Annotated in this window: 12 protein-coding genes; 9 read left to right on the top strand and 3 right to left on the bottom strand. The window is 62.9% G+C overall.

All coding sequences use genetic code 11. From position 1 onward, the window contains the following. Window positions 1-968 precede the first annotated feature (968 nt). Window positions 969-1,796, bottom strand: coding sequence for an arylamine N-acetyltransferase (locus tag RTH74_RS23925; protein ID WP_316916312.1), 828 nt, complete (start codon window positions 1,794-1,796; stop codon window positions 969-971). A 60-nt stretch (window positions 1,797-1,856) separates the two neighbouring features. Here RTH74_RS23925 and RTH74_RS23920 point away from each other — a divergent pair, with 60 nt between their 5' ends. Together RTH74_RS23920 and RTH74_RS23915 are read left to right on the top strand one after the other, a co-directional pair. Continuing rightward, the gene (locus RTH74_RS23920) at window positions 1,857-2,177 is read left to right on the top strand and encodes a hypothetical protein (protein ID WP_316916311.1); all 321 of its coding nucleotides are present in this window, start codon (window positions 1,857-1,859) and stop codon (window positions 2,175-2,177) included. A gap of 214 nt (window positions 2,178-2,391) precedes the next feature. Further along, window positions 2,392-2,787: a hypothetical protein gene (locus RTH74_RS23915; RefSeq protein WP_316916310.1), complete on the top strand. Its 396-nt coding sequence runs from the start codon at window positions 2,392-2,394 to the stop codon at window positions 2,785-2,787. 212 nt (window positions 2,788-2,999) lie between these two features. Here RTH74_RS23915 and RTH74_RS23910 read toward each other — a convergent pair whose 3' ends face one another. Continuing rightward, window positions 3,000-4,496, bottom strand: coding sequence for a CoA-acylating methylmalonate-semialdehyde dehydrogenase (locus tag RTH74_RS23910; RefSeq protein WP_099526167.1), 1,497 nt, complete (start codon window positions 4,494-4,496; stop codon window positions 3,000-3,002). Window positions 4,497-4,578: 82 nt separating this feature from the next. Continuing rightward, the gene (locus RTH74_RS23905) at window positions 4,579-5,925 is read right to left on the bottom strand and encodes an aspartate aminotransferase family protein (RefSeq protein WP_106733568.1); all 1,347 of its coding nucleotides are present in this window, start codon (window positions 5,923-5,925) and stop codon (window positions 4,579-4,581) included. Window positions 5,926-6,103: 178 nt separating this feature from the next. Between RTH74_RS23905 and RTH74_RS23900 the strand changes: the two genes are divergently transcribed. From RTH74_RS23900 to RTH74_RS23870, 7 genes are all read left to right on the top strand, one after another. Beyond that, window positions 6,104-7,021 (top strand): LysR family transcriptional regulator, encoded by a 918-nt coding sequence (locus tag RTH74_RS23900; RefSeq protein ID WP_106733567.1) that lies wholly within the window; start codon window positions 6,104-6,106, stop codon window positions 7,019-7,021. A 235-nt stretch (window positions 7,022-7,256) separates the two neighbouring features. Beyond that, the gene (locus tag RTH74_RS23895) at window positions 7,257-9,254 is read left to right on the top strand and encodes a methyl-accepting chemotaxis protein (RefSeq protein ID WP_316916309.1); all 1,998 of its coding nucleotides are present in this window, start codon (window positions 7,257-7,259) and stop codon (window positions 9,252-9,254) included. Window positions 9,255-9,406: 152 nt separating this feature from the next. Continuing rightward, complete coding sequence (locus tag RTH74_RS23890; RefSeq protein WP_179544044.1) at window positions 9,407-10,069, top strand: TetR/AcrR family transcriptional regulator; 663 nt, start codon at window positions 9,407-9,409, stop codon at window positions 10,067-10,069. After that, on the top strand, window positions 10,069-10,653 hold the full coding sequence (locus RTH74_RS23885; protein WP_316916308.1) for a YigZ family protein: 585 nt from the start codon (window positions 10,069-10,071) through the stop codon (window positions 10,651-10,653). The genes RTH74_RS23890 and RTH74_RS23885 overlap by 1 nt, the downstream gene beginning before the upstream one ends. Next, the gene (locus tag RTH74_RS23880) at window positions 10,650-11,216 is read left to right on the top strand and encodes a DUF922 domain-containing protein (RefSeq protein ID WP_316916307.1); all 567 of its coding nucleotides are present in this window, start codon (window positions 10,650-10,652) and stop codon (window positions 11,214-11,216) included. The genes RTH74_RS23885 and RTH74_RS23880 overlap by 4 nt, the downstream gene beginning before the upstream one ends. A gap of 45 nt (window positions 11,217-11,261) precedes the next feature. Beyond that, a complete protein-coding gene (locus RTH74_RS23875; RefSeq protein WP_316916306.1) occupies window positions 11,262-11,948 on the top strand; it encodes an SDR family oxidoreductase in 687 nt (228 codons plus the stop codon). 65 nt (window positions 11,949-12,013) lie between these two features. Beyond that, the gene (locus RTH74_RS23870) at window positions 12,014-12,448 is read left to right on the top strand and encodes a GNAT family N-acetyltransferase (RefSeq protein WP_316916305.1); all 435 of its coding nucleotides are present in this window, start codon (window positions 12,014-12,016) and stop codon (window positions 12,446-12,448) included. The last annotated feature ends 117 nt before the right edge of the window (window positions 12,449-12,565 follow it).

Here is a 12,565-nt window from a genome sequence, read left to right as displayed (position 1 = left end):
TGGCTGTAGCCCTGATCGAGCACCAGGCCAGCGGCCTCTCGTTTGAACTCGGGCGTAAAGGAACGACGTTGCTTGGTCATCAGACACCTCTCTATGGCGAGCATTCTCGCCCTAAATGGGTGTCCGGGATCAGTAGATCCACTACAAAGTAACCAAAGAGAAAGCGCGCCCGGCATCCGGGTTTCGCTTCGCGAAACTTCCCTCGCTCCAGCGCTGCTCCGGGGGTCGTCACGGTGGGCCATCCCTGGCCCATCGTTCCTCGTTTGGCATCCATGCCAAACGCCCCTCTACGCAGCACCTCCACACGGCCTCCTGACGGGATCAGGGATCGCGGCGCCTACCAAAGCTGCGGAATCAACTACGGAAAAGCCGCGGACTACATCCGGCCTACGGCTTGGATTCTGGTAACCCTGCAGAGAACGATCAAACGCAGCCAAACGCCCCTTCAGGAGGCCGAATGGAATCGTTGCGGAAGGGCGCGAGCCGCATGGATGCGGCGAGAGGCGTAAAGGGCCAGGGACGGCCCTTGTACGCCGGCCCCTGGAGCAATGATGAAGTGAGGGAAGTCGAGCGAAGCGAGACCCGGATGGCGGGGCACAGACCTTTTGGTTCCTTTTGGGGCGTTTGCCAAAAGGGACTCGCCGTAAGGGCGAAACCGTAATTTCAGACAACAAATTTGCGGCGTCGGAGTACTGGGCTCAAGTAAGAGCAAGAGCGCCCTCTCCCCTAGCCCCCGCCCTGCACCCCAGCCCTTCGCAGAGCTCAGAGCGCTTCAGCGGACGAAGCAGTGCTTCGCTATTTCCGCTTACGCCCCATAAATGGGAGAGGGGAACTGATCGCGGGCCTTCAGCAATCTCAGCAGGCTTCCGAGAGTTTCGCGGCTGAAGCCGCTCCTACAGATTTGGGTGGCTTCGGGTCGCGGCTAAAGCCCCTCCTACAAGACCGTGGCGATACCAGCGGCCTTGCCTTCACGTCCCCGCAATCAACCGCTCGATGATCTCCCGCCCCTCAGGATGCTCCGGCACCTGAATCCCAAACTCCTCACGCAGCACCCTGAGCACCTCATCGACACCCTGCAACTGCACCCGCTCACTCGCCTGCCCCAGGCGGTGGATGGCGAAGCTGCCGTTGTTCAGCGTCTTGCGCAGGCCGGGCCCGGTGCGGGCGGCGATCATCTGGCCAAGGAAGGGCGAATCCGGGTGGGTGCACACGTACCAGTTGCCCACCACGTAATCGATATCCGCCACCTGCTGCAGATCGAACACGTACATCGCCCGCCAACTGCCGGCGACCAATGCGCGCAGGGTGTAGGTGCCATCCACCAGCGTCAGGCGATAGGGCTCATGCGGTGTGGCCTGCTCTGCCTCGCTGTCGAGCAGCAGTGGGCCGGTCGGCACCATGCCACCGAAGCCGACGTCGGTGATGTAGCGCACGCCATCGATGGTCACCAACACCAGCATATGGGTGCGCGCCGGCAGGGCATCCTCCGGGCCGCCCATCACTACGCGGCCGGTCAGCCCGCGCGCGTCGAAGCCCAGCGCCTGCAACAGCAGCAGGTACAAGCGGTTGAGCTCGAAGCAGTAACCGCCACGACCCTGGCGCAGCAGCTTGTCCTGAATCGCGGCGGGTTCGACCTCCACCGGCACGCGCAGCATGCTGGCCAGGGTTTCGAAGGGGAATTCGGCAGTGTGTCGCGCCTGCAGCTCACGCAGGGTGTCGAGGCTCGGTGGCGGCGCCGACGAGTACCCCAGGCGCCCGAGGTAGGTGTGTAGATCCAGCATGAATGGCTCGGTCATCGTGCATCTCCCTTTCTACTGCCGGCTGTTTTACCAGAGGGCGGGGATAGACGATATGCGATGAGCCGCGTGGCGTGCTCGAGTCAGCGTTTTCGGTTTGCGGCAGTCGGCACACACAAATCGACAGAAATGCGCCAATCTATTGTTCATCGCACGAGCTTGCCCGAGGACTCCATGATGCATCTGCGCCGTTTCTGCACTGTTTCCCTGTTACTCATCTTGAGCGGCTGCGGCGCCGGTGAGACGGCCGCCACGGCGACACTCCAGGCTGAGCAGGCCAAACAGGCTCAGCAGCAAATGGAGCAGCTCAAGCAGCAGATCGACCAGGCCAATGCGGCGAACACCCAGCGCCTGCAGGATGCGATCGATCAGGCGCAGTGAGTATCGACTCCCGCAGCACGCCTATCCATCCAGCGGCAATCTGCTTGTAGTTAACAATGCGCTGCCTGAAAACAGGGAGGCCGGTCACAAGACCGGCCTTTTTCTTTGATGCCATGCCGTTATCCGCGCGTAGTGGACATTCGGCACTTCACTGATGGCGATAAGCCTTTATAGTACGCGCCCCTATCAGCACTACGACAAGGATGTAATCCGGATGTCTTCCCTCAAGTCTGCCGCCATGCTGGCAGCTGCACTCATCGTCAGTGGTTGTTCCACCGCCACCTGGGTCAAGCTCCCCGACGACAGCGCGCTCATCGTCAACGAGCACCCGACGCTTCATAAAGAAGGCCTGATCAAGACTCGCCCATTTTCATGGGGTGCCGCAGCAGGCGTGCCTTATCGTCTGGAGGACAGACAATCCCATGTCATCCAGAGCGGCCGCCTGAAAACACGCTTCCGCGTAGCCTCGATCTTCTGGCCACCGGTCGGGATAGCCTATTGGCCGATGGGCTTCGGCCAGCGTTGCTACGACCTGACCGGCCCGGCGCCACAGACCTGCACCCATCAGGATCTGATCGACCTGCGCAGGAACCATCGCCTCTCCCGCTGACGAAAACGGGGAGCCAATGGCTCCCTTTTTTCTGCGCGTTCGAATCAACGATTGCAACCAGCACCGCAGGGTTGGTCAGGTATTGCGTCGCCGGTGCTTGCGAGTTCATTCGCGGCTGAAGCCGCTCCCACGAGAAGCCCGAGCACCACGACGCTGCGACCAAGAAAAAGGCCGATCACGTGATCGGCCTTTTCGTTAGCGCGTCAACTCACTCAGCCATTGCTGGGGAAGGCGAACTGCGCCGCTTCGTGGCTCTTGCGTGCTGGCCAGCGCTGGGTGATGGCCTTCTTGCGGGTGTAGAAGCGCACGCCATCCGGGCCGTAAGCATGCAGGTCGCCGAACAGCGAACGCTTCCAGCCGCCGAAGCTGTGGTAAGCAACCGGTACCGGCAGCGGTACGTTGACGCCGACCATGCCGACTTCGATCTCGTCGCAGAACAGGCGCGCGGCTTCACCGTCGCGGGTGAAGATGCAGGTGCCGTTGCCGTACTCGTGATCGTTGATCAGTTGCATGGCTTCTTCCAGGCTGCCGACGCGGACGATGCACAGCACCGGGCCGAAGATTTCGTCGGTGTAGATGGTCATCTCCGGTGTCACCTTGTCGAACAGGGTACCGCCGACGAAGTAACCGTTCTCGTTGCCAGCGACCACCAGATCACGGCCGTCGACCACCAGCTTGGCGCCCTGCTCGACCCCGGCGTCGATGTAGCCCTTGACCTTGTCGCGCGCAGCGGCGGTGACCAGCGGGCCCATGTCCAGGCCGCAGGAGGTACCGGCACCGATTTTCAGTGCCTGGATCTGCGGGACGATCTTCTCGACCAGCGCATCGGCGATCTGGTCGCCCACGCACACGGCCACGGAGATGGCCATGCAGCGCTCGCCGCAGGAGCCGTAGGCCGCGCCCATCAGTGCGCTGACGGCGTTGTCCAGGTCGGCATCGGGCATCAACACTGCGTGGTTCTTGGCGCCGCCGAGAGCCTGCACGCGCTTGCCGCGCTTGGTGCCTTCGCTATAGATGTATTCGGCGATCGGGGTCGAGCCGACGAAGCTCAGGGCCTTGACCTCGGGCGCTTCGATCAGCGCATCGACCGCGTCCTTGTCGCCGTTGACCACGTTCAGCACGCCCTTGGGCAGGCCGGCCTGGTTCAGCAGTTCGGCGATGAACAGGGTGGAGCTCGGGTCACGCTCGGACGGCTTCAAGATGAAGCAGTTGCCGCAGACGATGGCCAGCGGGTACATCCACAGCGGCACCATGGCCGGGAAGTTGAACGGGGTAATGCCTGCCACGACACCAATGGGTTGCAGATCGGTCCAGGCGTCGATGTTCGGGCCGACGTTGCGGCTGTATTCGCCCTTGAGAATTTCCGGAGCGGCGCAGGCGAACTCGACGTTCTCGATGCCGCGCTTGAGTTCACCGACGGCGTCTTCGATGGTCTTGCCATGCTCGGCGCTGATCAGCGCAGCGATTTCGTTCTCGTTCTGCTCCAGCAGTTGCTTGAAGCGGAACATGATCTGTGCACGCTTGGCCGGCGGGGTGTTGCGCCAGGCCGGGAAGGCAGCCTTGGCGGCGTCGATGGCCAGTTGCATGGTGGCGCGATCAGCCAGGCCGACGGCGCTGGTGGAGTCGCCGGTGGACGGGTTGTACACCGGGGCGCTGCGACCGTTGCCGGCAACGCGTTCGCCGTTGATCAGGTGCGGGATGTGGCTCATGGGGATCTCCAAAGTCAGGTTGGTGGGAGGGGCTTCAGCCACGACTGAATGAGCGTTGCGGCCAAAGCTCCTCCCACAGGAATCAATCGAGTTTGTTCAGTACATCGCCGACGGCATTGAAGACGCGGTCGAGGTCTTCGATCTTGGCGTTGAAGGTTGGGCCGAACTGCAGGGTATCGCCACCGAAGCGCACGTAGAAACCGGCCTTCCAAAGAGCCATGCCGGCCTCGAACGGACGGATCACGGCGTCACCATCACGCGGGGCAATCTGCAGAGCGCCAGCCAGGCCGCAGTTGCGGATATCGATGATGTGCTTGGTGCCCTTCAGGCCATGCAGCGCGGCCTCGAACTTCGGCGCCAGCTCGGCGGACTGCTGGATCAGGTTCTCGCGCTTGAGCAGCTCCAGCGTCGCCAGACCGGCGGCACAGGCCACCGGGTGCGCCGAGTAGGTGTAGCCATGGGTGAACTCGATCATGTGCTCCGGCGACGGCTGCTGCATGAAGGTGTTGTAGATCTCGCTGCTGGCGATCACCGCACCCAGCGGGATGGCGCCGTTGGTGATCTGCTTGGCGACGTTCATCAGGTCCGGGGTCACGCCGAAGAACTCCGCGCCGCTCCACTTGCCCATGCGGCCGAAGCCGGTGATGACTTCGTCGAAGATCAGCAGGATGTTGTGCTGGGTGCAGATTTCGCGCAGGCGCTGCAGGTAGCCCACCGGCGGCACGATGGCACCGGCCGAGCCGGACATCGGCTCGACGATCACCGCGGCGATGTTGGAAGCGTCGTGCAGCTCGATCAGCTTGAGCAGTTCATTGGCCAGTTCCACGCCGCCAGTTTCGGCCATGCCCTTGGTGAAGGCCATGCCCGGCTGCAGGGTGTGCGGCAGGTGGTCGGCGTCCATGAGTTGGCCGTACATCTTGCGGTTGCCACCGATGCCGCCCAACGCGGTACCAGCGATGTTGACGCCGTGGTAGCCACGGGCACGACCGATGAAACGGGTCTTGGAGGCCTGGCCTTTGAGGCGCCAGTAGGCCTTGGCCATCTTCACCGCAGTGTCGGCGCACTCGGAGCCGGAGCCGGTGAAGAACACGTGGTTGAGGTCGCCCGGCATCAGGTCAGCGACCTGCTCGGCCAGCTTGAACGACAGTGGGTGGCCGTACTGGAAGCCCGGCGAATAGTCGAGGGTACCGAGCTGCTTGGCCACGGCCTCCTGGATTTCCTTGCGCGAGTGGCCGGCGCCGCAGGTCCACAGGCCGGACAAGCTGTCGTAGACCTTACGGCCCTGGTCGTCGGTCAGCCAGCTGCCTTCGGCACCGACGATCAGACGCGGGTCGCGCTGAAAGTTACGGTTGGCGGAGAACGGCATCCAGTGCGCATCCAGCTTGAGCTGGCTGGCCAGGGACGGGGTTGCGGTCTGCGGCATGTTCATCGGAGGAGCCTCGCACTCGACGGTGTCGTGGGAGGGGCTTCAGCCGCGAAGATCAAAAGCAATCGCGGCTAAAGCCCCTCCTACAAGGGAATTGAATCAGTTGCCAGCAAAGGTGCCACGGGCATAGAGTCAGTAAAACAGTACTCTTCTTATCTTCAGTTCAAGGCCCACTAAACAAATGAGCAGCCGCCGTCCCGATCCGCTGGCCCAGGTCAGCGACTTTGAAATCCGCCTGCTCAAGCTGTTTCGCAGCGTGGTGGAATGCGGCGGTTTTTCCGCAGCCGAAAGCGCCCTGGGCATCGGCCGCTCGGCCATCAGCCAGCAGATGAGCGACCTCGAACAACGCCTCGGCCTGCGCCTGTGCCAGCGCGGCCGCGCCGGTTTCGCTCTGACCGAGGAAGGCCGCGAGGTGTACCAGAGCACCCTGCAACTGTTGGCGGCGCTGGAGAGTTTTCGCACCGAGGTCAACGGCCTGCACCAGCACCTGCGTGGCGAGCTGAACATCGGCCTGACCGACAACCTGGTGACCATCCCGCACATGCGCATCACCAACGCCCTGGCTCGCCTCAAGGTGCAGGGGCCGGACGTGCGCATCAATATCCGCATGACGCCGCCGTCAGAGGTGGAACAGGGCGTGCTCGACGGCCGCCTGCATATCGGCGTGGTACCGCAGGTCGGCGCCCTCTCCGGCCTGGAATACCAGGCGCTGTACGACGAGCGCTCGCTGCTCTACTGCGCGGTCGGCCACCCGCTGTTCTATGTCGATGACCAGCAGCTTGAAGACCAACGTCTCAACGCTCAGGAGGCCATCGCCCCGACCTTCCGCGTGCCACCTGAGGTGCAGAGCCACTACCAGGCGCTGAACTGCACGGCCAGCGCCTCGGACCGCGAAGGCATGGCCTTCCTTATTCTCACCGGGCGCTATATCGGCTACCTGCCTGACCACTATGCCCAGGCCTGGGTACAACAGGGCCGCCTGCGCGCGCTGAAGGCCAGCAGCCGCTTCTACGACATCAACCTGGCGGCGGTCACGCGCAAAGGCCGCCGTGCGCACCTGGTGCTGGAGAGTTTTCTCGAGGCCCTGGCTGAGGCCTGACCGCGCACCAAAAAAGCGCTCGAGCACCAATAACGGGCAATCGCTTGATCCCTGCGGCGCCCGAACAACCCAGTCGAAACCAGACTTACCGGTGCAGAACGCCGATATCATGTCGCCATATTAATGACGGCAAGTTTCTTGCTGGCAAATCGCCAGGGCGATGATCGCACTGCGCTTACTCCCTTCGCATGGCCGGCCACTCGGCTGTCGTTATTCCTGGTTCTCGAGGCTCATGATGTTCTTCTTCAAACCGGTTCTGGCGTTGATGAACCGCGCGCGTTACGCCCACAAATTCCTGCTGATCTTCACTGTGTTCATGCTGCCCTACTGCTGGCTATCGGTGAGCAAGCTGCTCGACGTCAACGCCACGCTGGAACAATCGCAGCACGAGCTGCAGGGCCTGCAGACCATCGAGCAGTACCTGCCGGTGTATCGTCAGGCGCTGGAGCAGGCCGGCATGCACGTGATCGGCTATGCGCGTAACAAGGACGACGCCAAGCAGGAGATCGAGCGCCGCAGCCAGAGCTTCGTCGCGGCCATCGCGGAACTCAATGCCAGCCTCGATAGCGGCGTGTTCGCCGACATGAAGCTCGCCGAAAGCGACCCCGGCTTCAGCATGGACAAGAAGCTCTCGACACAGGGCCTGAGCTCGCAAATGATCGAGCACGTCAGCTCGGTACACGACCTGAGCGCCAACATGCGCGAGATCGCCGCCATGTCCAAGCTCAGCCAGGACAGCAATCCACGCATCTACCGCAACATGGACCTGTTGCTCAACCAACTGCTGCCGCTGTACGACGTGCTGACCCAGACCCGCACCTACGCCGGCTACATGACCGCCTACGGTTTCCTCGAATCCTCGTCGCGCTCGGCCATCACCAACCAGCTCAGCATCCTGCAACGCTACGCTGGCGGGATCGAGGCCAAGGGCAACGCCGACGCGCAGCAACTGATGACAGGCGCAGCCCGCGATGCTGCCGCACTGTATAAACGCGAGATCGTCGACACCTATACGCAGAGCGGGTACTTCGACCAGAACGCGGTGGAACACTGGCTGCAGCGCTACGATTCCTACGCCCCGCAGGTAGCCGAGCTGGACAAGGCCGCAAGCCTGCTGCTGCAGGAAACCACGCGCCTGCTGCAGGCTCGCACCGACGCCGACCTGCGCGAACTGGTGCTGTGGGCTGGCACCCTGCTGGTGGTGATCGCCTTGCTGGTGTACCTGTTCGTCGGTTTCTACCTATCAGTGCGCGGCGCCATTCGCGACCTGACCAATGCCACCCGACGCATGGCAGAAGGTGACCTGCGTCAAAGCGTGAAGACCGCCGCGCGTGACGAGCTGGGCGACCTGGCCCAGGACTTCAACGAGATGCAGACGCGCATGAGCGAGCTGATCGCGCAGGTCGCACGCTTCTCCGAAACCACTCTGGACAAGGCGCAGAGCGTCAGCGACAGCGCCTCCACCAGCCAGCGCAGCGTCGAGCGTCAAGCCAATGAACTGGAACTGATCGCTACCTCGATGAGCGAGCTGGTCAGCAACGTTCAGGAGGTCAGCCAGAACTCCCACGTGACTGCCGACAAGGCCAATACCGCGGGCGAGAAATGCCGCGAAGGCCGCGTGCAGGTCGACCATGCGGTGTCACGTATCAACCAGCTGTTCAGCGAGATGGACGACTCCATCGGCGCCATCACCTCGGTGGAGAAGGAAAGCGAGGAGATCGCCAAGGCCGTCGACCTGATCAAGAGCGTCGCCGAGCAGACCAACCTGCTCGCCCTCAACGCCGCCATCGAGGCCGCACGTGCTGGCGAACAGGGCCGCGGCTTTGCCGTGGTCGCCGACGAAGTACGCAGCCTGGCTATTCGCTCCCACGAGCTCACCGGCGAGATCGACCAGACCATCGGTCGCTTGCGCCAGCAAGTCGGCAGCGCGGTGAAGACCATTCGTGGCAGCCACCAGAGCGCGGCGCAGAGCGTCGAGCAGATCACCCTGACGGCGAACATCTTCGAGCAGATCACCGGCAGCATGGATCAGATCATCGACCACAACATCCAGATCGCCTCGGCCGCCGAGCAGCAGGCTGCGGTGGTTCAGGGCGTCGAGCAGAACACCCTGGAGATCAAGAGCCTCAGCGACAGCAACGCCCATGAAGCGCAGAGCACGGTGAACGTCAGCGACGAGCTGACCGGCATGACCCGCAACCTGCATGGCCTGATTGCCAACTTCAAGGTATGACCCGCGTGGCCGTAAGCGAGACCCGCTCACGGCCGCCCTGGGGTGACGCAGCCGACGCAAACGGGCTTTTTCACGCCGTAACGCTTGTCACCCAGGCGGCGCTGGGGTATCTGTGCAAACGCCCCGCTCCCTGATCAGTTCGGAATCACCCCATGACCTTCGAAGTCCCCGCCCACAGCTCCAACGGCAAACCCGCCGGGCGTATCCGCCAGAAGAACGAAGAAGCCATCATCAAGGCTGCCGAGGAGGAGTTCGCCCGGCACGGCTTCAAGGGCACCAGCATGAACACCATCGCGCAGAACGTGGGCCTGCCGAAGGCCAACCTGCACTACTACTTCAACAACAAGCTGGGGCTGTACCTGGCGGTGCTGAGCAATATCCTCGAACTGTGGGACAGCACCTTCAACAACCTCACGGTCGACGACGATCCGGCCGAGGCGCTGGAGCATTACATCCGCGCCAAGATGGAATTCTCCCGGCGCCAGCCGAAGGCTTCGCGCATCTTCGCCATGGAAGTGATCAGCGGTGGCGACTGCCTGTCGCAGTACTTCAACCAGAACTACCTGGACTGGTTCCGTGGCCGTACCGCCGTGTTCGAAGGTTGGATCGCCGCCGGCAAGATGGACCCGGTCGACCCGATCCACCTGATCTTTCTGCTGTGGAGCAGCACCCAGCACTACGCCGACTTCGCCTCGCAGATCTGCCGCGTGAAGCAGAGCTCGCGCCTGACCAAGCAGGACTTCGAGCAAGCCTCTGATCAACTGGTGCAGATCATCCTCAAGGGCTGCGGCCTGACGCCTGCTGCCAAAGCCTGATGGCCTTCACCCTGCTCGGCCCTTGTGAATACCGCGAGGAGATTCGCAAGAGCCGCTTCATCGCCCTCGCCGCACCGATTGCCAGCGCGGCCGAAGCACAAGCCTTCATCGACAGCCGCAGCGACCTGGCGGCCTCGCACAACTGCTGGGCATGGAAGGTCGGCAATCAGTACCGCTTCAACGACGACGGCGAACCGGGCGGCACCGCGGGCAGGCCGATCCTCGCTGCCATCGAAGGGCAGGACTGCGATCAGGTCGTGGTGCTGGTGATTCGCTGGTACGGCGGCATCCAGCTCGGCACCGGCGGCCTGGCCCGCGCCTACGGCGGCAACGCGGCTAAATGCCTGCAGGCCGGCGAGCGCCGCGAACTGGTGCTGCGCCAATCCTTCACCTGTCATTTGCAGTTCGCCGAACTGCCGGTGTTCAAGGCGCGTCTGAACGAGTTCGACAGCCTGATCGAGCGCGAGGATTACGACGCCACCGGCGCACACCTGCACCTGGCCGTGGCGCCGGCCGAGCGCGCCGCGATGGAGCGCTTGCTGGGCGATATCAGCCGCGGCCGCGAAAGCCTGAGGGCGCTATGAAGCGGACGACTACTGCACTGCTGCCGCTGCTATGGCTGGCCCTGCCGGCCCTGGCCGAAGTCCAGGAGCAGTTGCAGGAGCAGTACTACGACCTGCAGGTGGCGTCTGGCGAGTCCCTCAGCCGCGCCATCGACCAGGCCTCGCCGATTCGCCAGGACGGTCAGATCTACCACGCCTATACCCGCTGGAAGGTGCAGTGGAATTTCTGGTGGCGCGAGCAACGCGACGGTCGCTGCCAGATAGACCTCACACGCACCCAATTGCACGCCACCATCACCCTGCCCCGCCTTGGCGGCGGCGATGCGCAGCAGCGCCAGCGTTTTGAGCAGTACCTGAACGCACTGCGCGAGCATGAGCTGGGCCATTACCGCATCGGCCAGGCTGCCGCCGCCGAGATCGACGCCGCCCTGCTGGCAACGCCCGAATACCCCAGTTGCGCCGAGCTGCAACAACAGGCCAATCAGCGCGCCAATGCCATCCTGCAGCGACATGCCGAGCAGGAGCGGCAGTACGACCAGCAGACCGGCCATGGCCGTAGCCAGGGGGCCTGGTTGACGGAATAAGTGCGCTATCCTGATTCACCGTTCTCATCTCTCATGGAGCCTGACATGACTGCCCCTCGATCCATCCTGATCATCGGTGCCTCACGCGGCCTCGGCCTTGGTCTGGCCGGTGAATTCGCCGCCCAGGGCTGGGCCGTGACCGCCACCGTGCGCAGCGCCGCACAACAAGCGCCGCTGCAGGCACTGCCCGGCGTGTGTGTCGAGCGACTGGAGATGACCGATCCGGACAGCCTCGCGCAACTGGCCGACCGCCTGAGCGGTCAGTCATTCGACGTCATCTTCGTCAACGCCGGCGTCGCCGGCCCCGACCACCACAGCACCGCTCAGGCCACTGCCGAGGAAATGGGCCAGCTGTTCCTGACCAACGCCGTCGCCCCGCTACGCGTGGCCGAACGCCTGCTGCCGCAGCTGGCCGCCGAGCATGGGTTGATCGTGTTCATGAGCTCGATCCTCGGCAGCATCGAGACCGGTGCCGGCCTGGGTATGCCGCTGTACGGCGCCAGCAAGGCCGCACTCAACCATCTCGTGCAGTGCTTCGTACGCACTCAGGACAACCCAAAACTTGGCGTAGTGCTGATGCATCCTGGCTGGGTACGCACCGACATGGGCGGCGCCGACGCGCCGCTGGATATCGACAGCAGCTGCAAGGGCATGGTCCGGCAGGTCAGCACCGCCGTAGGCCAACCCGGCCTGCGCTATCTCGACTTCGAGGGCAAGCCGCTGCCCTGGTGAGCGTCAGCGCTGGATATCGGCCTGCCACCTGGCAGGCCGTGCAATTGTGTTGGAGAAAAATAACGATGGAAGTAAACATCGGTAATGACCCAGCGTTGATCCGCCTGGCTCAAGGTATCCGCTATCAGGTCTTCACATGTGAGCAACGGATTCCTGCGGAGCTGGACCTTGATGGACTGGATGAAGAGTCTTTCCATGCGCTGGCAACTGAACGGGGTGAGCCAATTGCTACTGCCCGCCTGACACTGAAAGAGGACAGGTCTTCTACCCTGGCCAGGGTGGCGGTCAGTCAGGCTTATCGGAGCGCGGGAGTTGCGTCGGCCGTTGTCCAGGCATTGATGCAGCATGCGCAAGAGATAGGCGCCACCTCCATTGAACTTCATGCGCACAGCCACCTGAAAGGCTATTACGAAAAATTCGGGTTTGAGTTCATCAAGGAAGTTGAAATCGTCGGCGAACATCAGCTCATTGAAATGCGACGCCAACTCGCACACGCATAGCGGCTTAAGACGATAGCTCCCAGGCACCAGCGAGAGTGCGACGCTCCGCCTTTCTACCGGGCCGGATAGGCCAACGCCATTTCGCCAGCGTGCACAGGCAAAGAATCCGTATACTGC

The organism is Pseudomonas sp. zfem001 (genome assembly GCF_032621725.1).
Lineage (GTDB): Bacteria > Pseudomonadota > Gammaproteobacteria > Pseudomonadales > Pseudomonadaceae > Aquipseudomonas > Aquipseudomonas sediminis.
This window is presented reverse-complemented; position numbering and strand designations above follow the sequence as displayed.

What these genes read in the sequence shown, in the direction of transcription:
- RTH74_RS23925 (WP_316916312.1), bottom strand. Translation starts at nt 1,796, where the DNA reads ATGACCGAGCCATTCATGCTGGATCTACACACCTACCTCGGGCGCCTG.
- RTH74_RS23920 (WP_316916311.1), top strand. Translation starts at nt 1,857, where the DNA reads ATGAGCCGCGTGGCGTGCTCGAGTCAGCGTTTTCGGTTTGCGGCAGTC.
- RTH74_RS23915 (WP_316916310.1), top strand. Translation starts at nt 2,392, where the DNA reads ATGTCTTCCCTCAAGTCTGCCGCCATGCTGGCAGCTGCACTCATCGTC.
- RTH74_RS23910 (WP_099526167.1), bottom strand. Translation starts at nt 4,496, where the DNA reads ATGAGCCACATCCCGCACCTGATCAACGGCGAACGCGTTGCCGGCAAC.
- RTH74_RS23905 (WP_106733568.1), bottom strand. Translation starts at nt 5,925, where the DNA reads ATGAACATGCCGCAGACCGCAACCCCGTCCCTGGCCAGCCAGCTCAAG.
- RTH74_RS23900 (WP_106733567.1), top strand. Translation starts at nt 6,104, where the DNA reads ATGAGCAGCCGCCGTCCCGATCCGCTGGCCCAGGTCAGCGACTTTGAA.
- RTH74_RS23895 (WP_316916309.1), top strand. Translation starts at nt 7,257, where the DNA reads ATGTTCTTCTTCAAACCGGTTCTGGCGTTGATGAACCGCGCGCGTTAC.
- RTH74_RS23890 (WP_179544044.1), top strand. Translation starts at nt 9,407, where the DNA reads ATGACCTTCGAAGTCCCCGCCCACAGCTCCAACGGCAAACCCGCCGGG.
- RTH74_RS23885 (WP_316916308.1), top strand. Translation starts at nt 10,069, where the DNA reads ATGGCCTTCACCCTGCTCGGCCCTTGTGAATACCGCGAGGAGATTCGC.
- RTH74_RS23880 (WP_316916307.1), top strand. Translation starts at nt 10,650, where the DNA reads ATGAAGCGGACGACTACTGCACTGCTGCCGCTGCTATGGCTGGCCCTG.
- RTH74_RS23875 (WP_316916306.1), top strand. Translation starts at nt 11,262, where the DNA reads ATGACTGCCCCTCGATCCATCCTGATCATCGGTGCCTCACGCGGCCTC.
- RTH74_RS23870 (WP_316916305.1), top strand. Translation starts at nt 12,014, where the DNA reads ATGGAAGTAAACATCGGTAATGACCCAGCGTTGATCCGCCTGGCTCAA.